Here is a 20,049-nt window from a genome sequence, read left to right on the forward strand (position 1 = left end):
CAAGAAAGGGATCGTCATGCCGTTCTCACCGTTCACGCTGGCCGGCCTCCAGTTGCCTAACCGCCTGGTCATGGCACCCATGACCCGCTCGCGGTCCTACCTCGACGGGATCCCCTCGTCGCTGACCGCCCTCTACTACGCCCAGCGAGCCTCCGCGGGCCTGATCATCACCGAGGGGGTGCAACCCAGCCAGGCCGGAAAGGGGTACATGGACACCCCGGGACTGCACACCGACGAACAGGTGGCGGGATGGCGGGAGGTCACCGACGCCGTCCACGCGGCGGGCGGCAGGATCTTCGCCCAGATCATGCACTCCGGCCGGATCGGCCATCCCGACAACACCGGCGCGCTGCCCGTCGGGCCGTCCGCCGTACGACCTGCGGGGCAGATCTTCACGCCCAGCGGCCTGCAGGACCACCCCACCCCCCGGGAGCTGACCACCGCCGAGGCGGAGACGACCATCCAGGACTTCGCGGACGCCGCCGCCCGCGCCATGGACGCGGGCTTCGACGGGGTCGAACTGCACGGCGCCAACGGCTATCTCATCCATCAGTTCCTGTCGCAGAACGCCAACCTGCGCGAGGACCGCTTCGGCGGCTCGGTGGACAACAGGATCCGCTTCGCCGTGGAGACCGCGCGGGCGGCCGCCGACCGGATCGGCCCGTCCCGGGTCGGCATCCGGCTCTCGCCCGGCAACGGGGCGGGTGACCTGGTCGAGGAGGACCGGCACGAGGTCTACCCGGCGCTGGTCTCCGAGCTCGCCGATCTCGACCTGGCCTACCTGCACCTGAAGGTGGACGGTTCGGACGACCTCGGCCTGGAGATCCGCAAGTCCTGGCCGAACGCCCTCATCGTCAACGACGCGTCGATAGGCGACCCGGCCGCCAGGGTCTCGCACTCCCTGGAGCGAGGCGCCGACCTGGTCTCGCTGGGCGCGTCGTTCCTGGCCAATCCCGACCTGCCGGTCCGCCTCCGTCTCGGCGCCGAGCTCAACCAGGCCGATTTCAGCTCGGCCTTCGGCGGCGACCACCGCGGCTACACCGACTACCCGGTGCTGGCTCTGCACTCCGCGTAGGAGCGGTGCGACAGCGCCTCGAAGGGCCCCCCGTACAGCCGCCGCCCACGGGGGCGCGGCGGCCCGGGACAGCGCCTCGAAGGGCACCTCGACAGCCGTGAGCCCGTCACACGTGAACCGTGGTGACGGGCAGCGAGGAGTCGGCGGGGATGTCCAGCGGAGACGGCTCGACACCTGCCGCCACCAGATCGGAGCCCAGCGCCGCCACCATGGCACCGTTGTCCGTGCACAGCCCGGGACTGGGGACCCGGAGCCGGACCCCGGCCGCCTCGCAGCGCTCCTGCGCCATCGCCCTCAGCCGGGAGTTGGCCGCCACCCCGCCACCGATCAGCAGGTCACCGACGCCGTACTCGGCACACGCCCGCAGGGCCTTGCGGGTCAGCACGTCGACGACGGCCTCCTGGAAGGACGCCGCCACGTCGGGCACGTGGATCGACTCGCCCGTCTTCTCCCTGGCCTCCACCCACCGGGCCACGGCGGTCTTCAGGCCGGAGAAGGAGAAGTCGAGCGTCCCGTCGTCGTACTTGCCGCGCGGGAACGCGATGGCCGCGCCGGAGCCGTCGCGGGCCACCCTGTCGATGTGCGGCCCGCCGGGGAAGGGCAGGCCGAGCACCCTGGCCACCTTGTCGAACGCCTCGCCGGCGGCGTCGTCCACGGTGGACCCCAGCGAGACGACCTCCCTCGCCACGTCGGGCACCAGCAGCAGGGACGAGTGCCCACCGGAGACCAGCATGGCGATACACGGCTTGGGCAGGGCTCCGTGCTCCAGCTGATCCACCGCGACGTGGGCCGCCAGGTGGTTGACGCCGTACAGCGGGACGCCCAGACCCAGCGAGTACGCCTTGGCGGCGGCGACGCCGACGAGCAGCGCACCGGACAGCCCCGGCCCGGCGGTGACCGCGATCGCGTCGATGTCCGCGAGGCGCAGGCCCGCCCGTTCCAGTGCCCGCTCGACGGTCGGGGCCATCGCCTCCAGGTGCGCCCTGGAGGCGACCTCGGGCACCACCCCGCCGAAACGGGCGTGCTGCTCGACGCTGGAGGCGATGGCGTTGGCCAGCATGGTGTGCCCCCGGACGATTCCCACCCCCGTCTCGTCACAGGAGGTCTCGATGCCCAGGACCACCGGTTCGTCACGCATGGAGATCCTTTCTCATCATGATCGCGTCGGTGCCGTCCTCGTAGTAGCGGAGGCGCATGCCGATCCGCTCGAACCCGAACCTGTCGTAGACCGCCTGCGCGCCCGGGTTGTCGGCGCGCACCTCAAGGAAGACCGAGACCGCGCCCCTGCGCTCGGCCTCGGTCAGCAACTCGGTCAGCAGGGCGCCGCCGATGCCGCTCCGGCGCCACTCGGCCAGGACCGCGATGGTCTGCACGTCGGCCTGGTCCCCCGCCGCGGCGAGGCCCGCGTAGCCGACGATCGCCTCCTCGGCCAGGGCCACCACGTAGTGCCTGGTCCTCGGCTGGTCGTCCAGTTCGCCGCGGAGCATGCCCTCGCTCCAGGCGTCGGCGGGAAAGGTCCTGCGCTCGATCTCCATGACCGCGGGCAGGTCGTCGAAGGTCATCTGACGGAGCGCCGTCGTCATGCGGAGACCTTCTTGGGCGCCGAGGGCACCCGGGCGTCGGGACGGCGCAGGTAGATCGGGTGGGGCAGGCCGAGCACGGGGTGGGTGCCGCTCTCGACGACCGTGTCGACGTCCGGCTCGCCGAGCTGCTCGGCGGCCAGCGCCGCCAGCGCGCCCGCGTGGGGATACTCCGGCGCGTCCAGCAGCCGGGAGGCCCCGACGACCTCGGCGTACATCCGCGCGCCCGCGCCGACCAGCGGGAGCTCCCCCGGCAGGTCCTGGGGGCGGTCCACCGCGGGGCCGGACAGCCGGGTGCGCATCTCCTGGTAGTGCCCCCAGAACACCTCCTTGCGCCGGGCGTCGGTGGCCACCAGGAACGGCTCGGTCAGCCCGCTGCCGTAGGCGAGCGCGTCGAGCGTGCACACGCCGTACGCCGGGACGCCCAGTGACGTCGCGAGGGCCTGGGCGGTCATCAGGCCGACCCGGAGCCCGGTGTAGGGGCCGGGGCCGGAGCCCGCGACGACCGCGGTGACGTCGCGGAGCGAGGCTCCGGCCTCGCTCAGGACCGTCTCGATCGTGGGTACGAGCAGCTCGCCGTGGCGGCGCGCGTCTACCGTCGTCGACTCGGCGAGGACCCTCGCACCGTCGTGCAGCGCTGCTGTGACGGCGGGGGTTGCGGTGTCAAAGGCCAGGACCAGCACGAACAGTTAGCCTAGTCCTTCCGGGGAGGGCTCAGGAGCGCCACCCCGGTGGGGCGCGGGGGAACGCGGGCGGGAGCCCGCCCGCCACTCCCCGCACGGGCCTCGGGCGGGTGGGCTCAGGTCTTGACCAGGGTGGCGTAGACGATGAGGTTGTCGCGGTACTCGTGGTTGTCCCAGTCGAAGGTCCCGCCGCAGGTGATGAGCCGCAGGCCGTCCTCAAGGTAGACCTTGTCGGCGGGGAACCGGCTCTTGCTGATCTGCTCGATCGTGTCCACCCGGTACTGGGCGACCTTGCCGTCGCTGCGCACCACCTTGATGACCTGTCCCTCCCGCATCTCCTTGAGCCTGTAGAAGACGGCGGGCGCGGTCTTGGTGTCCACGTGCCCGAGGATCACCGCGGAACCCTCGTCCCCGGGGACCGCGCTGTCCTTGACCCAGCCCGCGCTGTCCGGCTTCTCGTACGGCGGCAGTTCGATCCGGCCGTCCTGCACGCCGAGCTTCATCAGGGGCGCCTTGATGCCCAGGGACGGGATGTCGATGCGGCTGGGCACGACCGAGGCCCGGGCCGGCGGCTTCTCCTCGCCGCCGCCCCTGCTGTTGAGCGCGACCATGACGGCGCCGGTGACGACTCCGGCCAGGACGATCCTGGACCAGCGGGTGGAATCGGCCATCGGGGACTATGAGCGGCGGCGACGCACGACCGCGATGCCGATGCCGCCCGCCAGGGCGAGGGCGAGCAGGACGCCCGTCGTGCCGATCGGCCCGCCCGAGTCGGCGGGGCCTCCCGCCGCGGTGCCGCCGCCGCCCGTGCCCGGCGCCTCGGTGCTGATGATCGTCCTGGTCGGCTTGGAGGTGGGCTTGGACGTCGGGCTGGAGCTCGGCTCGGTGTCGGCCACGATCCTGAGGTTGGTCTTGCCCGTGTCGTTGGTCCCCTCGCACCTGGCGTTGACCTCGTAGACACCGGCGGCCACGCCGTCGGCGACGGTGGCCTGACCGCGGACCCACGGGCGCGGCGTCGGGCTGGCGGTGCTCGCCGGGGCCGGCGTGGGCGTCGCGAGGATCGGGTCGAGGGTCACCGGGGTGCGGAAGATCCGGGAAGACGCGGTGCCGCGGTGCTCGGGGCCGCCCTGCGGGATCGGGCAGTTCGCCAGGACCCATACCTTCTGCCCGGCCTTGGCGCGGGCCGGTTGGAGCTGGACCTCGATGTCCTGCCGGCTGATGCCGGAATCAGGTGGGGCGGAGGTGGGTGTACTCGTCGGGCTGCCCGAGTTGGCCTCCGCCGAACACCCGACCAGCCCGGCCATCCCGAAAAGGACGATGGCTCCCGCAACCGCGACACGCTTGACGCTTGGCACCGTCGAACTCCACTTCGCCCTCCGGCCGACGACCCTCGCCCGGCACGATGTCCCACCTGTTCCCCATTAAACATGGGCAAACCCGCCAGAGTCGATCAACGCGCCCGACGATCTAGACCAATGGGGCGGGGTACCAGCCTGTCAGGATTTCCCGGCCCCCGTGGGGAAATCAGATGACACCTTCCCAGCGGGGTCCGATCCCGCGGAGGGTCACGGTCCGTTCCTCACCCGGCTCGCCGGACGCGCCCCTGCCGATGAGGATCTCCAGCCGGTCCTCGGCGAGCCCCTCCACCAGGCCCTCGCCCCACTCGACCACGGTCACCGACTCCTCCAGCGAGGCGTCCAGGTCGAGGTCGTCGACCTCCAGGTCCCCGCCGAGGCGGTAGGCGTCGACGTGGACCAGCGCCGGACCGCCGGAGAGCGAGGGGTGCACCCGGGCGATGACGAAGGTCGGCGAGGTGATCGGCCCACGTACCTTGAGCCCCTCGGCGATGCCCTGCACCAGGGTCGTCTTGCCCGCGCCGAGCGGGCCCGACAGCACCGCCAGGTCCCCCGGCCGCAACAGCCCGGCCAGCCTCCGGCCCAGTTCCCGCATCTCCTCGGCGGTCGCCACGACTCTCACCGGTGCGTCACTCCCGTCACCACTCCTACCCGTGTCCGGGCTCATCGGTTCTCGTCGCCCGCGTCGGTGTCGGCGATCGCCCGCTTGAGCAGCTCGTGCAGCGCGTTGTTGACGAGCGCCGGCCGCTCCAACTGGACCAGGTGCGAGCTCTCCGGGATCTCGGTGAACCGGGCGCTCGGCAGCGCCGCCGCCATCGCCTTGCTGTGCTCGACGGGGGTGAGCCAGTCCTTGTCGCCGACCATGATGGAGGTGGGCACCTCGTCCAGCACACCCAGCGCGCTCAGCTTGTCATGCGACATCAGCGCCGGGTAGAACTCGGCGATCACTTCGAAAGGGGTGGAACGGATCATCGACTCGACGAAGTCGACGACCGTGGGACTGACGTTCTGGGAATCGCCGAAGCCCAGGTGGCGCAGGGCCAGGAAGGCCACGTCATTGCCGACCTGGCGGCTCTTGTCGACCAGCGCGCCACCGCGCCTCAGGATCGACACCGTGCCCGGCGTGACCTTGTGCACCGCCTTGGACAGCAGCGCGGGCAGGCCGAGGGAGATCTCGCCGAGCTTGCCGGGGGAGGTGGAGATCAGCGCGACACCCTTGATCTTGTCGCCGAACAGCTCGGGGTGCCGGTCGGCGAGCGCCATGATCGTCATACCGCCCATGGAGTGGCCGACGAGCACGCACGGACCCGGCACCAGCGCCTCGACGATCTCGGCGAGGTCGTCGCCGAGCCGGTCGATCGAGCAGTCCTCCGTCGGGATGCGCGGCGAGCGCCCGTGGGAGCGCTGGTCCCACAGGACCAGGCGGTGGGCCTCGCCCAGATCACGCCGCTGGTAGTGCCAGGAGTCGAGGTTGAGCGTGTAGCCGTGGCAGAACACCACGGTCAGCGGGGCGTCCTGGAGGCCGTCCACCTCGGCGTACAGCGGTACGCCGTCGGAGGTGGTGACCGTGGTGGGACGCCCCCGAAGCTCGCCGAGCGGCTCGCTCGCCTCCGGGTCGGGACGGAGTCTGATGCGGCCGACGGCGTACCGCTTGGCGAGGGCCCCGGCGGCCACTCCCGCGGACGCGACACCGACGATCGCGCTCGCGATACCGACCTTGCGCCGTGCGGTAATACTCATGCGCCCCCCTGAGCTTCCTTTCACCGGTAAACGCGTGGGACCCGCGAACCGATCCCGGTCACGATCTCATGCGTGATCGTGCCGAGGGAATCCGCCCATTCCTGTGCGGTCGGCTCGCCCCGCGATCCGTCACCGAACAGGATCACCTCGTCGCCCTCGGTCAGCCGGTCGTCCCCTACGTCGATCATGAACTGGTCCATGCAGACCCGACCGGCGATCCGCCGCCTGCGGGCACCCGCCAGCACCTCCGCCAGGTTGGTGGCGCGCCGCGAGATCCCGTCCGCGTACCCGAGCGGGACGAGACCAAGCGTGGTCTCCCGATCCGTGACATACAGGTGGCCGTACGACACACCCGACCCGGCGGGCACCCGCTTGACCAGCGCGACCCGCGCCACGAGCGTCATCACCGGACGCAGCCCGAAGTCGCCGAGCTCGGGCACGGGGCTCAGCCCGAAGGTCGCGATCCCGGGCCGGACCATGTCGTAGCGCGCCTGCGGCAGCGTCAGGGTGGCCGCCGAGTTGGCGATGTGCCTGATGACGTGGGAACCTCCGGCACCCGCCTTCTCCGCGACGGCCAGCGCCTCGTCGAACGCCATCAGCTGGGCCACGATGGACGGATCTCCCGGGATGTCCGCGCAGGCGAAGTGGGACCAGAGCCCGACGATCTCGACGGTCCCCTCGGCCCGCCGCCGCAGCGCCCGGTCGAGCAGGTCGGGCCACTCGTCCGGCGTCGCACCGCCACGTGACATGCCGGTGTCGGCCTTCAGATGCACCCTGGCCGTCCGGCCGGCCAGGGCCGCGGCGTCGGCGATCGCGTCGACCACCGCGGCCGAGCCCGCCGACAACTCGATGTCGTGCTCGACCGCCTGCTGCAGAGGCTCGCCCGGCGGGAGGATCCACGAAAGGATCGGCGCGGTGATCCCGGCGGCCCGCAGCTGGAGGGCCTCACGGACGTAGGCGGTGCCCAGTCGCCCGGCCCCGCCGGAAAGGCAGCCGCGCGCGGCGGGGACCAGCCCGTGCCCGTAGGCGTCGGCCTTGACCACCGCCATCATCTCGGCGCCGGGAGCGTGGCTCCCGAGCAGCGCCAGATTCTCGCGGATCGCCGAGAGGTCCACCCGTGCCTCGGCGGGAGTCATCGGGAAGCTCATCGGTCCAGTTTGGCAGGTGAGCGGCCCTGCCTGAGCCCGTTGACCAACGACCGCACCGTCTCCGGCAGGGCCTCGGCGACGTCGGAGGCGGCGAGAGGACCGCGCCGACCGGCGATTCCGTGCAGGTAGGCGGCGCAGGAGGCCGCGTCGTAACCGCTCAGCCCCGCGGCCAGCAGCGCGCCCGCCACGCCGGCCAGCACGTCGCCGGTGCCGCCGGTCGCGAGCCAGGGACTTCCGGTGGGGTTGATCCTGACCGGCCGCCCCTCCCGCGCGACCAGCGTGGTCGAGCCCTTGAGCAGTACGGTCACCTCCAGCTCGGCCGCCGCCCGCCGGACGTTCTCCAGGCTCCGTGCCTCGATCAGCTCCCTCGGCACCCCCGTCAGGCGGGAGAGCTCGCCGGCGTGCGGGGTGATCAGGACGGGCGCGTCCCGGCGGAGCAGTGACCGCTCCTGGGCCACCAGGGTCAGCGCGTCGGCGTCGACGAGCACGGGGACGTCCTCGGCCAGCACCGAGCGGGCGATGGCGCGCGCCTCGTCGCCGGTGCCGAGCCCGGGACCGAGCACCCACGCCTGCACCCGGCCCACCTCCTCGACGCCCTCGCCGGGGGCGAGCGTGGTGATCACCGCCTCGGGCCAGTGGGCCCGCACCTGGGCCACCGGCTCGGCGCTCCCCGCGTAGCGGACCATCCCCACCCCGGCCCGCAGTGCCCCGCCCACCGCCAGCACCGCCGCGCCGGTGTAGTGCTCGCTGCCCGCCGCGATCCCGACGACGCCCCGGCGGTACTTGTCGGAGGAGGCACCGGGTCTGGGCAGCAGGGCGACCACGTCGGCGTCCGTCAGCGCGACCGCGTCGGGTTCCGGCAGGTGAGGGCCGAGACCGATGTCGACGAGTTCCGTCCGGCCCGCGTGTCCGGCGCCGGGATCCACCAGCAGCCCAATCTTCCACGCTCCGAACGTGACCGTGGCGTCCGCGCGGACCGCCGCGCCCTCCACCTGGCCGCTGCTCGCGTCCACCCCACTCGGCAGATCCACCGCGACGACCTCGCCGGGCGCGTCACCCGCGAGCCGGGCCAGGGTCGCGTACGGCTCCCTGAGCGCCCCGGTCCCGCCGATCCCGAGCATCCCGTCCACGATCAGGTCCGCCGCGCCGATCAGGTCGCGGACCGTCCCGCCCACCACCGCGTCGTCATCCGTCACACCGTCCCCGGGCGCTCCCGGGAGGCTTCCCGCCACCGGCCGGCCGTTCGGGGTGGTCGCGGAGGTGGCGGCTTCGCCGCCGGGCAGACCGGTCACCCGGCCGCCCGCGCGGCGCAGGGCCGCAAGTCCCGCCTCGTGGACACGCCTCCCGGCGATGATCGCGTCGACCCCGGCCCCCCTGGCCGCCAGGCGTGCCCCGGCGTACAGGGTGTCGCCGCCGTTGTCGCCGCCGCCGACGAGCAGTACGACGCGGGAGCCGTACACGCCGCCGAGCATCCTGGCGCAGACCACCGCGAGCCCGGTGGCCGCCCTCTCCATCAGGGTGCCCTCGGGCAGGGTCGCCATCAGCGCCGCCTCGGCCGCCCTGATCTGGTCGGATGTGTACGCGGTTCGCATTCCACCGAATTTATCCCTCGGCGATCACATAGGCGATGGCGACACCCCCGTCGTGCGTCAGGGAGACGTGCCACCTGACCACGCCCAGGGCCAGGGCGACGTCCGCCACCTTGCCGGTCACCCGCAGTTCGGGCCGCCCGTGCTCGCCGGTGAGCACCTCGGCGTCCAGATGCCGCAGCCCTGGGGGCGCGCCCAACGCCTTGGCGACGGCCTCCTTGGCCGCGAACCTGGCGGCCAGCGACTCCGTCGCCAGCGCGCTCTCGGCGGCGGTGAACAGGCGCCCCCGCAGCGCGGGCGTCCGCACCAGGGTCGCCTCGAACCTGGCCACGTCCACGACGTCGACGCCGATCCCAACGATCATTTCCCCAGGTTACCGACGATCTTCGCCGGCCACCCACCCCGGCCGCCCGCCCCGGCCGCCTGTCGTCACGGACGTCGTACGGCCGGCCCCGGAGCGGGTCACGCAGGCCGGCGGGGGCCGGCGGGGAGGTCAGAAGCCGCCGCGCTGCCAGGGCCCCCAGATGGCGAAGCTCATCCCCGCCGACGACTGGACGTTGACGTAGAGGGTGTGCCCGCCGGGACCGAAGGTCGAGCCGGCGAACTCGGCACCCGAGTCCCCGGCGACGGGGGCCAGCCGGGAGAAGTCGAAGATCTCGCCACGGCTGGTGAGACCGCGCAGGTAGTTGTCGCCCGCGCCGTCCTCGCACAGGACCAGCGTGCCCCGGGGGCTGGCGGTGACGTTGTCCGGCAGGTCGAGGGTGACCGAGCCCGGCGACTCGTAGACGAGCCTGAGCCTCCCGCTCCACGTCTCGTACGCCCACACCTGGCCGCGCCCCTTGCCGAAGCCGCTGGGCGGGGTGTCGCCGGACGCGGTCGCGCCGCCCTGGGTGGAGGTGAAGTAGATCGTGCCGTGGTGGTTGATCGCCCCTTCCAGCCGGGAGAAGATCGCCGCACCCTTGGCCCTGCCCTGGTTGCCGACCGCCTGGACCGCGAGGTCGTTGACCGGGGTGCCGATGAAGGTGGGGTCGGGGTCGTCGATGTCCACCCAGGTGGTCTGGTAGGCGGCTCCCCTGGGCTGGCCGAGCGAGAGGTCCTTGCCCGGCGCGCCCCGCACGGCCAGCATCTGCAGTCTGCCGCCGTCGAGGATGCGACCGGCCCGGAGCGGGTTCTTCGGAGGCAGGTAGCGGTAGAACCCGGAGGCGAACGCGAAGTTGTCCTCGGTGAGGTAGACGGCGCCGGTGAACGAGTCGAACGCGGCCGACTCGTGGGCGAACCGCCCGGCGCTCCTGATCGGCCCCGAGGCCCTGCCGTCGATCGGGACCTCGAAGATGTAGCCGTGCTTCTGGGTGAGCTTGCCGTTGTCCTGGCCGGTGAAGTCGTTGCCCACGTCCGGCCCGTTGACCGTCTCCTCGCAGGTCACCCAGGCGCCCCAGGGCATCGGGCCGCCCGAGCAGTTCATCTGGGTGCCGGTCAGGCTGGGGGCCGCGGAGATCACCTTGCCGTAACGGGTGACCCTGAGCGTGGAGGTGCCGCCGCCCGCCGCCGGGTCGTAGGCCATGGCCGGGTCGCCGAACGCGCCGACCGGGCCGTTGACCTCGTGGTTGCGGACGAGGATCGCGGTGTTCCCGGGCCCGCGGAACGCGGCCATGCCGTCGTGCCTGGAGGGGACGGTGGAGCCGTCGCCGAACCTGTCCCCGGCGACGCTGAAGGAGGCGTAGCGGAAGCCGTCGGGCAGGTGAAGCCGGATCGCGCCGTCCCGCTCGTCGGCGACCGGCTTCAGCGGCCCGTACCCGCCTCCGGGGCGGGTCTCCCCGTTCACCCCCGCCCGCGCGACACCGGCGAACGGCCCGGCCACCCCTGCCGCGGCCAGCGCGCTGCTACCGGCGAGGAAACGACGACGATCCATCTTGCGACTCCCTGAGGTCCGGTGGATTCACGTCACGTTAATCCGCGGTCAGTAGTCCGCTATATGGCATATATCGACAATTAATCATGCAAGAAGGCGGGCAGCTCCTATTCCCACTTCTGCCCCTCGGTAATCCATAGGGGTTGTCCACAGGTTGTGGACAACCCCTGTCCGGGGTTCACTCCACCGTGACCGACTTGGCGAGGTTGCGGGGTTGGTCGACGTCGTGCCCCTTGGCGGTGGCCAGCTCGCAGGCGAAGACCTGGAGCGGCACCGTGGCCACCAGCGGCTGGAGCAGGGTCGGCACGGCCGGAATGTGGATCAGCGTGTCGGCGTACCGTTCGACCACGTCGTCGCCCTCCTCGGCGATGACGAGGGTTCTGGCGCCCCTGGCCCTGATCTCCTGGATGTTGGACACGATCTTGTCGTGGATCACCCGCTGGCCGGCCAGCGAGGGGACGACGACCACGACCGGGAGCCCCTTGTCGATCAGCGCGATCGGGCCGTGCTTGAGCTCCCCCGCGGCGAAGCCCTCGGCGTGCATGTAGGCCAGCTCCTTGAGTTTCAGCGCTCCTTCCAGCGCGACCGGAAAGCCCACGTGCCGCCCGAGGAAGAGCACGCACCGCTCGTCGGCCAGCGATCTGGCCAACGCGCGGACCGGTTCGACCGTCGAGAGGACCTCGCTCACCTTCGACGGCATCTCCGCCAGCCGGTCGACGATCTGAGTGATCTCGTCGCCGAACTTCGTGCCCCGGACCTGCGCGAGGTAGAGCGCCACCAGGTAACAGGCCACCAGCTGAGTGAGGAAAGCCTTGGTGGAGGCCACCGCGACCTCCGGGCCCGCGTGCGTGTAGAGGACGGCGTCGGACTCGCGGGAGATCGTGGAGCCGTTCACGTTGCAGACCGCCAGCACCCGGGAGCGCTGCCCGCGCGCGTGCCGTACCGCCATGAGCGTGTCCATCGTCTCGCCCGACTGGCTGATCACGACGACCAGCGTGTCCCGGGTGAGGATCGGGTCGCGGTAGCGGAACTCGCTGGCCACCTCGACCTCGCAGGGCAGCTGAGCCCAGTGCTCGATGGCGTACTTCGCGATGAGCCCGGCGTGGTACGAGGTCCCGCAGGCCACCAGGATGATCTTGTCGATGTCGCGTAGCTCCTGGTCGGACAGGCGCATCTCGTCCAGCACCAGCAGGCCGTCCTGGCCGACCCTGCCGAGCAGCGTGTCGGCGACGGCCCTGGGCTGCTCGGCGATCTCCTTGAGCATGAAGTGGTCGTAGCCGTCCTTCTCGGCGGCCGAGGCGTCCCAGCCGATGTGATAGTCACGCGTCTCGGCCGGAGCCCCCTGGAAGTCGAAGACCGTGATCTTCGAGGGACGCAGCTCGACCACCTGGTCCTGCCCCAGCTCCACCGCCTCGCGCGTGTAGGCGATGAAGGCCGCCACGTCCGAGCCGAGGAAGTTCTCCCCGTCTCCCCTGCCGACCACCAGCGGCGAGTTGCGCCGCGCCCCCACCACCACCTCGGGCTCGTCCACCGAGACCGCGAGCAGCGTGAACGCCCCCTCCAGCCTCAGGCAGACCCGGCGCATCGCCTCCGCCAGGCCACCTGCGGCGAACTCCTCCAGCAGGTGCGCCACCACCTCCGTGTCGGTCTCGGAGACGATCCGGTGGCCCTTGTCCTCCAGCTCGCTCCTGAGCACGGCGAAGTTCTCGATGATCCCGTTGTGGATGACCGCGATCCGCCCGTGACAGTCGGCGTGCGGGTGGGCGTTGCGGTCGGTGGGCGCCCCGTGGGTGGCCCATCTGGTGTGCCCGATCCCGACCGTCGACGGCGGCGCGGGCCGCGAGAGCAGCGCCGAGCGCAGGTTGGCCAGTTTCCCCGCCCGTTTCTCCACGACCAGGCCGCCGGGTCCGACCAGTGCGATTCCCGCCGAGTCGTACCCCCGGTACTCCAGCCGGCCCAGTCCCTCGACGGCGACCTCGATCGCCTGCCGCTGTCCCGTATATCCCACTATGCCGCACATGACCTACCCCCTTCCCTGAGAGATCGGCCACCTTGTCTATGGAGAACCCCCCAGACACCCCAAGAATCCCGCCCGGCACCCGGCAGGATCGTACGCGGAGGCGATCAGTAGGCTTGCTGAACATGGCCAACGGTTTGGACACCGCGACACCGTACGTGCAGCTGAGCCGGGCTCAGTGGAGCGACCTGCGGAAGAACACCCCCCTGACGCTCACCGAGAGCGAGCTGGAGGAGCTGCGCGGCGTCGACGACCCGATCGACCTGACCGAGGTCACCGACATCTACCTGCCGCTCACCCGGCTGCTCAACCTGCACTTCACCGGAGTCAGGCAGCGCAGCGCGGCACTCAACACCTTTCTCGGCGGCGAGCGGCGGACGGCCCCGTACGTCCTGGGCATCGCCGGCAGCGTCGCGGTCGGCAAGTCGACCACCGCCAGGCTGCTGCACACCCTGCTGGCCCGCTGGCCGGAGCACCCCCGGGTGGACCTGATCACCACGGACAGCTTCCTGTTCCCGAACGAGGTCCTCACCGCCAGGAACATCATGCACAGGAAGGGTTTCCCGGAGAGCTACGACCGGCGGGCCCTGGTCAGGTTCGTCGCCGACGTCAAGGCGGGCCTGCCCGAGGTGACCGCCCCGATCTACAGCCACCTGGAGTACGACATCGTGCCCGGTGCGACCCAGACCATCCGCCGGCCCGACATCCTCATCGTCGAGGGTCTCAACGTGCTGCAGCCCGCCCCGCCCACCGCGCTGGCGATCAACGACTACTTCGACTTCTCCATCTACGTGGACGCCAAGGTCGAGCACATCCGCGACTGGTACGTGGACCGCTTCCACAAGCTGCGGCAGACCGCCTTCGAGGACCCGAAGTCCTACTTCAGGCACCTCGCCGAGCTGTCCGAGGAGCAGGCGACCGAGTTCGCCGAGGGCATCTGGCGCGACATCAACGAGCGCAACCTCCTGGAGAACATCGCCCCCACCAGGGGCCGCGCCGACCTGGTCCTGCACAAGAGCGCCGACCACTCGGTCAGCCGGGTCCGTCTCCGCCGCATCTGACCTTCCTCCCCTTCCGCCTCCCAGGATCAGCGGCCGCCCCGGCCCTCGTCGACAGCGCGCCGGTGGATCCGGCCGTTTCCCGGCGGCCGGAAAACGGCTTCCTGAACGGACCGGCGGTGTGACAAGGTCGGCCGATGCCTGTTTCCCGTGCCGAACTGCTCCGCTGGCAGTTCGATCTGACCTGGTCGCTGTTCGAACTCCATCTGGAGCGGCTGCGGCCGGAGGACTTCCTCTGGGAGCCCGCGCCGCACTGCTGGACGGTGCGCCCGGGCGTCGACGGGACGTGGGTGCCGGACTGGGAGGACGTCGAACCCGACCCCGTTCCGGTCCCCACCCTCGGGTGGGTCACCTGGCACCTCGGCTGGTGGTGGACGGTGACCATCGACCACGCGCGGGGGCGAGCGCCACGTGACCGGGAGGAGATCGGGTGGCCGGGCGACGGGCGGGCCACCGTCGACTGGCTACGCGGCCTTCGGGTGGAGTGGCTGGCGGTGCTGGATCGGCTCACCGACGCCGACCTGGACACCACCGCCCCCTTTCCCTGGCCGGACAGCCCCGAGCTGACCGTCGCCCACATGACCGCCTGGGTCAACTCCGAGCTGATGAAGAACGTCGCCGAGATCGGCCAGTTCCGCCTGCTCCGCGCCGCGTCCGCCGGGTGAATTCTCCGGGGTTCAGCGAACCGCCCACAGGTCCTAGGGTTGGCCCGTGTTGCATCTGCGCGTGATCAGCCCGCCGGAACTGTCGGACGGGGTGTTGGAGGTGCTCGAAACCTGCGTCGGCGTGGTCAACATCGTGGTGCTTCCCGGTGCCGCGCGCTCCCCCGCCGGGGACCTCGTCCAGTTCGACGTCGCCCGCGAGGCCGCCAACGAGGTGATCGAGCACCTGCAGCGGCTCGGCCTGCACTCCGAGGGGTCGATCGCGGCCGAGGAGGTCGACCTGTCGATCTCGGAGGTGTCCGAGCGCGCCCAGGAGGAGGCGCCCGGCGACGGGGACGACGCGGTGGTCTGGGCGGAGTTCGCCCAGCGGGTCGGCGACGACTCCCGGCTCACCTGGGCCTTCCTCGCGTTCCTGATGATCGCCACGCAGATCGCGGCGATCGGGGTGATCGTCAACTCGCCGATCCTCATCGTCGGCGCGATGGTGCTGGGGCCGGAGTTCGGTGCGATCGCGGCCATCTGCTTCGGCCTGATCCGTGCCGACCGGCTGCTGATCGGCCGCGCGCTCCGTACCCTGGCCGTGGGCTTCGCCGCCGCCCTCGTGATCACCTTCGCCTGCGCGCTGGCCTGGCGGTGGCTGGGCTGGATCGACAGCGGCTCGCTGCGGACCGGGCACGAGGAGATCGAGTTCATCGTCAAGCCCGACAGGTGGTCGTTCATCGTGGCGCTGCTCGCCGGGGCCGCCGGGGTGCTCTCGGTGACCGCCGGCAAGTCCTCGGCGCTGGTCGGCGTCTTCATCTCGGTCACCACGGTCCCGGCCGCGGGCTACTTCGCGGTCGCCGCCGCGCTGTCGCGCTGGGGTGACATGGGCGCGTCGGCCGTCCAGCTCGGGGTGAACGTCGCCGGAATGATCATCTCCGGGGTGCTGACGCTCCTCGTACAGAGGGCCTACTGGTCCCGGTTCGGCATGCGGCTTCCGGCACCCCCCGGCAGGCGGTGAACCGCCCTTTTGGACGAGAGGGTCTCCTTCGTATGACTGAGGTGCCCGCCCGCGGCGGCGGATAGTGTCCCGGTATGACTATCCTCGCGACCGAGGGACTGACCAGACGTTTCCCCCGGGTGACGGCGCTCGACCAGCTCACCGTCACCGTCGGCCCCGGCGTGACCGGTCTGGTCGGCGCCAACGGCGCGGGCAAGTCCACGCTGATCAAGATCCTGCTCGGCCTGCTCGAACCCAGCGCCGGCCGCGCCCAGGTACTGGGCATGGACGCCGCGACCAGGGGCGCGGAGATCCGCCGGATCGTGGGCTACATGCCCGAGCACGACTGCCTGCCGCCCGATCTGTCCGCCACCGAGTTCACCGTGCACATGGCTCAGATGTCCGGCCTGCCGCGCACCGCGGCCCGCGAGCGCGCCGCCGACGTGCTGCGCCACGTCGGGCTCTACGAGGAGCGCTACCGCGCGATGGGCGGCTACTCCACCGGCATGAAGCAGCGGGTCAAGCTGGCCCAGGCCCTGGTGCACGACCCGCGCCTGGTCCTGCTGGACGAGCCCACCAACGGCCTCGACCCGCAGGGCCGTGACGAGATGCTCGCGCTGATCCGCAGGATCGGCTCGGAGTTCGGCATCAGCGTGCTGGTCACCTCCCACCTGCTGGGCGAGCTTGAGCGGGTCTGCGACCACGTCATCGTGATCGACGGCGGCAAGCTGCTGCGCTCCTCGGCCATCGGGGAGTTCACCCAGCAGACCCAGAGCGTGACCGTCGAGGTGGAGGAGGGCCAGGACGCGCTCGCGGCCCGGCTGACCGAGTTGGGCGAGACCGTGACCCCGCACGGCAGGATGCTGCTCGTCCACGTCCGCGCACCGGAGACCTTCGACGTCCTCCGCGACGCCGTCTGCGAACTCGACCTCTGCCTCGTCCGCCTGGAGCAGGGGCGCCAGCGCATCGAGGACGTCTTCAGGGAGCCGGCCAATGTCTGAACCCACGGGTGTCATCCACGACATCGGATACCGCCACTACGACGGGGCGCGGCTCGGCCGGGGCCACGCCACCGCCGCGCTGGCCGTGCACAGCCTGCGCGGGATCTTCGGGCTCGGCCGCACCGCCCGCTCCAAGATCATTCCCTTCATGCTGGTGGGCGTCATGCTCCTGCCCGCCGTCGTGTCCATCGCGGTCATGGCGCTGATCAAGCAGGAGGGGATGCGCTACACCGAGTACGCGGTGATCATGCAGGCCGTCCTCGCGATCTTCCTGGCCGCACAGTCGCCGTACGCCGTCGCCCCCGACCTGCGCTTCCGGGTGCTACCGCTCTACCTGTCGCGCCCGGTGACGCTCTGGGACTACGTCGGGGCGAAGCTGGCGGCGATGACCGCGGCTATGTTCCTGCTGCTGGCGGTGCCGCTCACCGTGCTGTTCATCGGCGAGGTGGTCATCGACCTGCCGGGCGACACGCACACCGTCGAATACCTCACCGGCATGGCCGGCGCGGCCGGCTACGCGCTGCTGCTGGCCTGCCTCGGCATCGCCATCGCCTCGTTCACCCCCAGACGCGGTCTGGGCGTGGCCTCGGTCATCGCCCTCTACCTGCTCGCCTCCGCCGTCTCCACCGTGCTGTTCGGGGTGCTGGAGTCGATGGGCAACGACGCCGCCGCCGCGTGGGCCTGGCTGATCAACCCGTTCTTCCTGGTGGACGCCGCCGTGCACGTCGGAATCTTCGGGGCGACCCCCGCCTCGAACGTCATCTACCCCTCGGGCGCGGGCAGCCTGGTCGCCGGAGTGATCATGATCGTGCTGATCGGCCTGTCCGTGACGGCCCTGATCGCGCGCTACCGGAAGGCGGCCTCCCGATGAGGATCGAACTGGCACAGGTCTCCCGCTGGTACGGCAACGTGGTCGCCGTCAACGACATCACCATGACCGTCGGCCCCGGCGTCACCGGGCTGCTCGGCCCGAACGGCGCGGGCAAGTCCACGCTGCTGCACATGATGGCCGGGTTCCTGGCGCCCTCGGGCGGCACCGTCACTCTGGACGGCGACCGGATCTGGCGCAACCACCAGATCTACCGCTCCATCGGCCTGGTCCCCGAGCGCGAGGCCGTCTACGGCTTCCTCACCGGCTGGCAGTTCGTGCTGTCCAGCGCGAGGCTGCACCGCCTGCCCGACCCCGAGGACGCCGCCGGCAAGGCGCTCGCCCTGGTGGAGATGGAGAGCGCCAAGGACCGCAGGATCGAGACGTACTCCAAGGGCATGCGCCAGCGTGTCAAGGTGGCCGCCGCCCTGGTGCACGACCCCCAGGTCCTGCTGCTCGACGAGCCGTTCAACGGCATGGACCCCCGCCAGCGCCTGCACCTGATGGACCTGGTCGGCGCCATGGGCGCGGCGGGCAAGACCATCCTGTTCAGCTCGCACATCCTGGAGGAGGTGGAACGCGTCGCCCAGCACATCGAGGTGCTGGTCGCGGGCCGGCACGCCGCCTCCGGGGACTTCCGTGAGATCCGCCGCCGGATGACCGACCGCCCGCACCTGTTCAGGGTCCGCTCCAGCGACGACCGCCGCCTGGCGTCCGCGCTGATCGCCGACGCCTCCTCGGGCGCGGTCTCGCTGACCGCGGCAGGCCTGGAGGTGCAGGCGGTCGACTTCCGGCGCTTCACCCGTCTGCTGCCCAGGGTCGCCAGGGACGCGGACGTACGCGTCTGGCAGGTCTCCCCCGCCGACGAGGACCTGGAGAGCGTCTTCTCCTACCTGATCAACAGGAGCAGCTGATCATGAACGGTGTCATCGCCGGAATCTCCTACCGGGCCCTCCTCGGCCGCCGCCGGATCTGGCTGCTGATCATGCTGCCCCTGGTGCTGGTCGCCATGGCGGCCCTGCTGAACCTCATCGGCGCCGCCGACGAGCGGACCGCGGTCACGCTCATGCGGACCTTCGCCATCGGCACCATGCTGCCGCTGCTCGGTCTGATCGCCGGGACCGGGGTGATCGCCCCCGAGATCGACGACGGCACGATCATCCACCTGCTGGCCAAGCCGATCTCCCGCCCGGTGATCGCGCAGACCAAGTTCGCGGTCGCCGCCTCGATGCTCGCGCTGTTCGCCGCCGTACCGACCTTTGTCGCGGCCTACCTGCTGGTCAACCTCGAATCCGGGATCGCCTACGGCTTCGCCCTCGGCGCCCTGGTGGGCGGGATCGCGTACGCGGCGGTGTTCATGCTGCTGGGCGTGCTGACCCGGCACGCGGTCACCATCGGCATCGTCTACGCGCTCGTCTGGGAGGGCGTGGTGGGCAACTTCGTCCCCGGCGCCCGGAGGTTCTCCATCCAGCAGTGGGCCCAGTCCATCGCCGACCAGGTGTCCTCCTCGCCGTTCTTCTCCACCGAGATCACCCTCGGCTTCGCCGTACCGGCCCTGCTGATCATCACCGTCGGCGCGGTGGTCTGGTCGGGCCAGCGCCTCCGCGGCTTCTCCCTCACCGGCGACGAGTAGGCCCTGTGCACCCCCACGGCCGGGGGTGCACAGGTACGCGGGTCCATGAGGCCGGGCGCGATCGTTACGAGGACGACCGCCCCGGTTGACGGCGGAGTCCGGTTCGGCGGAAGGCCAGGAGCACGGCCAGGGCCAGCAGGCCGGCGCCCGCGCCCGCGTACCACAGGCGGCTCGTCACGGGGCCGGCCGCCTCGTGGGCGGCCGCCTCGGCGGCCGCACCGGCCGGCAACCGGTCGGAGTGGGTGGCGCAGACCAGGGGCCTGTCGTCCGTCCTGACGCTCGCACAGGCGACGGTGGCCAGGCGGAGCAGGTCCTGGGGGGTGTCTCGCACCTCGGCGACGGTGTGGAAGACGACCTTCTCACCCGCCGGCACATCGGCGGTCCAGAGCACCTGGCCCGCCTCGGCCCTGCCCTGGCCGTCGGCCGAGACGAAGTGCAGGCCGGTCGGCAGGCTCTGGGTGATCCTGAGTCCACGCGCCCTGTCCGCGCCGATGTTGTCGACGGTGACGGTGTAGGTGAACCGGTCCCCCTCCTCGGCGGTGGTCTGGCCGTTGTCGGTGCCGATGCTCAGCCTGGGGGCGGCCATGACGGCCGCCTTGCCCTCCTTGCCGTCGGGATGCGGTTTGCGGGTGAACGCCGCCGAGGGCGTGGCAAGGGTGACGACCAGGACCGCGCCGAGCCCGCAGAGAGCGGCGGCACACCGTGTGATCACTGCCATGGCTTGCTCCTTCACATTGTTCGGGTGTCGGGTG

General features: G+C 71.3%; 21 protein-coding genes. 8 read left to right on the plus strand and 13 right to left on the minus strand.

Annotation, left to right across the window (positions count from 1 at the left end):
* Positions 1 to 16: 16 nt before the first annotated feature.
* Positions 17 to 1,075 (plus strand): alkene reductase, encoded by a 1,059-nt coding sequence (locus tag ACFQVD_RS25385; RefSeq protein ID WP_343968238.1) that lies wholly within the window; start codon positions 17 to 19, stop codon positions 1,073 to 1,075.
* Positions 1,076 to 1,181: 106 nt separating this feature from the next.
* On the opposite strand, the gene tsaD is transcribed toward ACFQVD_RS25385, so the two are convergent.
* The 12 genes from tsaD to glmS all read right to left on the minus strand — a co-directional run bounded on the left by tsaD (position 1,182) and on the right by glmS (position 13,099).
* Positions 1,182 to 2,213: a tRNA (adenosine(37)-N6)-threonylcarbamoyltransferase complex transferase subunit TsaD gene (gene tsaD / locus ACFQVD_RS25390; RefSeq protein WP_343968241.1), complete on the minus strand. Its 1,032-nt coding sequence runs from the start codon at positions 2,211 to 2,213 to the stop codon at positions 1,182 to 1,184.
* Positions 2,206 to 2,658 carry a ribosomal protein S18-alanine N-acetyltransferase gene (gene rimI, locus ACFQVD_RS25395; RefSeq protein ID WP_343968243.1) on the minus strand — a complete coding sequence of 151 codons (453 nt, stop codon included), beginning with the start codon at positions 2,656 to 2,658 and terminating at the stop codon, positions 2,206 to 2,208. Before rimI ends, tsaD begins: the two co-directional genes overlap by 8 nt.
* Positions 2,655 to 3,338, minus strand: a complete 684-nt coding sequence (gene tsaB / locus ACFQVD_RS25400; RefSeq protein ID WP_343968246.1) for a tRNA (adenosine(37)-N6)-threonylcarbamoyltransferase complex dimerization subunit type 1 TsaB — start codon at positions 3,336 to 3,338, stop codon at positions 2,655 to 2,657. Before tsaB ends, rimI begins: the two co-directional genes overlap by 4 nt.
* Positions 3,339 to 3,454: 116 nt before the next feature.
* Positions 3,455 to 4,009, minus strand: coding sequence for a class F sortase (locus tag ACFQVD_RS25405; RefSeq protein ID WP_343968248.1), 555 nt, complete (start codon positions 4,007 to 4,009; stop codon positions 3,455 to 3,457).
* 6 nt (positions 4,010 to 4,015) lie between these two features.
* A complete protein-coding gene (locus tag ACFQVD_RS25410; RefSeq protein WP_343968250.1) occupies positions 4,016 to 4,693 on the minus strand; it encodes a hypothetical protein in 678 nt (225 codons plus the stop codon).
* Positions 4,694 to 4,862: 169 nt separating this feature from the next.
* The gene (gene tsaE / locus ACFQVD_RS25415) at positions 4,863 to 5,360 is read right to left on the minus strand and encodes a tRNA (adenosine(37)-N6)-threonylcarbamoyltransferase complex ATPase subunit type 1 TsaE (RefSeq protein WP_343968253.1); all 498 of its coding nucleotides are present in this window, start codon (positions 5,358 to 5,360) and stop codon (positions 4,863 to 4,865) included.
* On the minus strand, positions 5,357 to 6,433 hold the full coding sequence (locus ACFQVD_RS25420) for an alpha/beta fold hydrolase (protein ID WP_343968255.1): 1,077 nt from the start codon (positions 6,431 to 6,433) through the stop codon (positions 5,357 to 5,359). The genes tsaE and ACFQVD_RS25420 overlap by 4 nt, the downstream gene beginning before the upstream one ends.
* Before the next feature lie 20 nt (positions 6,434 to 6,453).
* On the minus strand, positions 6,454 to 7,581 hold the full coding sequence (gene alr, locus ACFQVD_RS25425; RefSeq protein WP_343968257.1) for an alanine racemase: 1,128 nt from the start codon (positions 7,579 to 7,581) through the stop codon (positions 6,454 to 6,456).
* Positions 7,578 to 9,173, minus strand: coding sequence for an NAD(P)H-hydrate dehydratase (locus tag ACFQVD_RS25430; RefSeq protein WP_343968260.1), 1,596 nt, complete (start codon positions 9,171 to 9,173; stop codon positions 7,578 to 7,580). The genes alr and ACFQVD_RS25430 overlap by 4 nt, the downstream gene beginning before the upstream one ends.
* Positions 9,174 to 9,183: 10 nt before the next feature.
* On the minus strand, positions 9,184 to 9,534 hold the full coding sequence (locus ACFQVD_RS25435) for a holo-ACP synthase (RefSeq protein WP_030912838.1): 351 nt from the start codon (positions 9,532 to 9,534) through the stop codon (positions 9,184 to 9,186).
* A 129-nt stretch (positions 9,535 to 9,663) separates the two neighbouring features.
* The gene (locus tag ACFQVD_RS25440) at positions 9,664 to 11,079 is read right to left on the minus strand and encodes a PhoX family protein (RefSeq protein WP_343968264.1); all 1,416 of its coding nucleotides are present in this window, start codon (positions 11,077 to 11,079) and stop codon (positions 9,664 to 9,666) included.
* A gap of 178 nt (positions 11,080 to 11,257) precedes the next feature.
* The gene (glmS, locus tag ACFQVD_RS25445; protein ID WP_386368670.1) at positions 11,258 to 13,099 is read right to left on the minus strand and encodes a glutamine--fructose-6-phosphate transaminase (isomerizing); all 1,842 of its coding nucleotides are present in this window, start codon (positions 13,097 to 13,099) and stop codon (positions 11,258 to 11,260) included.
* A gap of 122 nt (positions 13,100 to 13,221) precedes the next feature.
* On the opposite strand from glmS, the gene coaA reads away from it, so the two are divergent.
* The 7 genes from coaA (at position 13,222) to ACFQVD_RS25480 (ending at position 19,297) form a co-directional block, all read left to right on the plus strand.
* Entirely contained in the window at positions 13,222 to 14,157 is a 936-nt protein-coding gene (gene coaA, locus ACFQVD_RS25450; protein ID WP_343968269.1) for a type I pantothenate kinase, read from the plus strand.
* Positions 14,158 to 14,291: 134 nt separating this feature from the next.
* On the plus strand, positions 14,292 to 14,819 hold the full coding sequence (locus tag ACFQVD_RS25455) for a DinB family protein (RefSeq protein WP_343968271.1): 528 nt from the start codon (positions 14,292 to 14,294) through the stop codon (positions 14,817 to 14,819).
* A gap of 46 nt (positions 14,820 to 14,865) precedes the next feature.
* Entirely contained in the window at positions 14,866 to 15,816 is a 951-nt protein-coding gene (locus ACFQVD_RS25460) for a DUF389 domain-containing protein (protein WP_343968273.1), read from the plus strand.
* 74 nt (positions 15,817 to 15,890) lie between these two features.
* Complete coding sequence (locus ACFQVD_RS25465; protein WP_343968275.1) at positions 15,891 to 16,796, plus strand: ABC transporter ATP-binding protein; 906 nt, start codon at positions 15,891 to 15,893, stop codon at positions 16,794 to 16,796.
* Positions 16,789 to 17,667 (plus strand): ABC transporter permease, encoded by an 879-nt coding sequence (locus ACFQVD_RS25470; protein WP_343968277.1) that lies wholly within the window; start codon positions 16,789 to 16,791, stop codon positions 17,665 to 17,667. Before ACFQVD_RS25465 ends, ACFQVD_RS25470 begins: the two co-directional genes overlap by 8 nt.
* Positions 17,664 to 18,578 (plus strand): ABC transporter ATP-binding protein, encoded by a 915-nt coding sequence (locus ACFQVD_RS25475; protein WP_343968279.1) that lies wholly within the window; start codon positions 17,664 to 17,666, stop codon positions 18,576 to 18,578. The genes ACFQVD_RS25470 and ACFQVD_RS25475 overlap by 4 nt, the downstream gene beginning before the upstream one ends.
* A 2-nt stretch (positions 18,579 to 18,580) precedes the next feature.
* Positions 18,581 to 19,297 carry an ABC transporter permease gene (locus tag ACFQVD_RS25480; RefSeq protein WP_343968282.1) on the plus strand — a complete coding sequence of 239 codons (717 nt, stop codon included), beginning with the start codon at positions 18,581 to 18,583 and terminating at the stop codon, positions 19,295 to 19,297.
* A 64-nt stretch (positions 19,298 to 19,361) separates the two neighbouring features.
* On the opposite strand, the gene ACFQVD_RS25485 is transcribed toward ACFQVD_RS25480, so the two are convergent.
* Positions 19,362 to 20,015, minus strand: coding sequence for a hypothetical protein (locus ACFQVD_RS25485; RefSeq protein ID WP_343968285.1), 654 nt, complete (start codon positions 20,013 to 20,015; stop codon positions 19,362 to 19,364).
* Between the last annotated feature and the right edge of the window lie 34 nt (positions 20,016 to 20,049).

It is taken from the genome of Streptosporangium amethystogenes subsp. fukuiense (assembly GCF_042665875.1).
GTDB classification, from domain to species: Bacteria; Actinomycetota; Actinomycetes; order Streptosporangiales; family Streptosporangiaceae; genus Streptosporangium; species Streptosporangium fukuiense.

Coding starts and splice junctions, on each gene's coding strand:
- ACFQVD_RS25385 (WP_343968238.1), top strand. CDS start 17: ATGCCGTTCTCACCGTTCACGCTGGCCGGCCTCCAGTTGCCTAACCGC.
- tsaD (WP_343968241.1), bottom strand. CDS start 2,213: ATGCGTGACGAACCGGTGGTCCTGGGCATCGAGACCTCCTGTGACGAG.
- rimI (WP_343968243.1), bottom strand. CDS start 2,658: ATGACGACGGCGCTCCGTCAGATGACCTTCGACGACCTGCCCGCGGTC.
- ACFQVD_RS25405 (WP_343968248.1), bottom strand. CDS start 4,009: ATGGCCGATTCCACCCGCTGGTCCAGGATCGTCCTGGCCGGAGTCGTC.
- tsaE (WP_343968253.1), bottom strand. CDS start 5,360: ATGAGCCCGGACACGGGTAGGAGTGGTGACGGGAGTGACGCACCGGTG.
- ACFQVD_RS25420 (WP_343968255.1), bottom strand. CDS start 6,433: ATGAGTATTACCGCACGGCGCAAGGTCGGTATCGCGAGCGCGATCGTC.
- alr (WP_343968257.1), bottom strand. CDS start 7,581: ATGAGCTTCCCGATGACTCCCGCCGAGGCACGGGTGGACCTCTCGGCG.
- ACFQVD_RS25430 (WP_343968260.1), bottom strand. CDS start 9,173: ATGCGAACCGCGTACACATCCGACCAGATCAGGGCGGCCGAGGCGGCG.
- ACFQVD_RS25435 (WP_030912838.1), bottom strand. CDS start 9,534: ATGATCGTTGGGATCGGCGTCGACGTCGTGGACGTGGCCAGGTTCGAG.
- ACFQVD_RS25440 (WP_343968264.1), bottom strand. CDS start 11,079: ATGGATCGTCGTCGTTTCCTCGCCGGTAGCAGCGCGCTGGCCGCGGCA.
- glmS (WP_386368670.1), bottom strand. CDS start 13,099: ATGTGCGGCATAGTGGGATATACGGGACAGCGGCAGGCGATCGAGGTC.
- coaA (WP_343968269.1), top strand. CDS start 13,222: ATGGCCAACGGTTTGGACACCGCGACACCGTACGTGCAGCTGAGCCGG.
- ACFQVD_RS25455 (WP_343968271.1), top strand. CDS start 14,292: ATGCCTGTTTCCCGTGCCGAACTGCTCCGCTGGCAGTTCGATCTGACC.
- ACFQVD_RS25465 (WP_343968275.1), top strand. CDS start 15,891: ATGACTATCCTCGCGACCGAGGGACTGACCAGACGTTTCCCCCGGGTG.
- ACFQVD_RS25470 (WP_343968277.1), top strand. CDS start 16,789: ATGTCTGAACCCACGGGTGTCATCCACGACATCGGATACCGCCACTAC.
- ACFQVD_RS25475 (WP_343968279.1), top strand. CDS start 17,664: ATGAGGATCGAACTGGCACAGGTCTCCCGCTGGTACGGCAACGTGGTC.
- ACFQVD_RS25480 (WP_343968282.1), top strand. CDS start 18,581: ATGAACGGTGTCATCGCCGGAATCTCCTACCGGGCCCTCCTCGGCCGC.
- ACFQVD_RS25485 (WP_343968285.1), bottom strand. CDS start 20,015: ATGGCAGTGATCACACGGTGTGCCGCCGCTCTCTGCGGGCTCGGCGCG.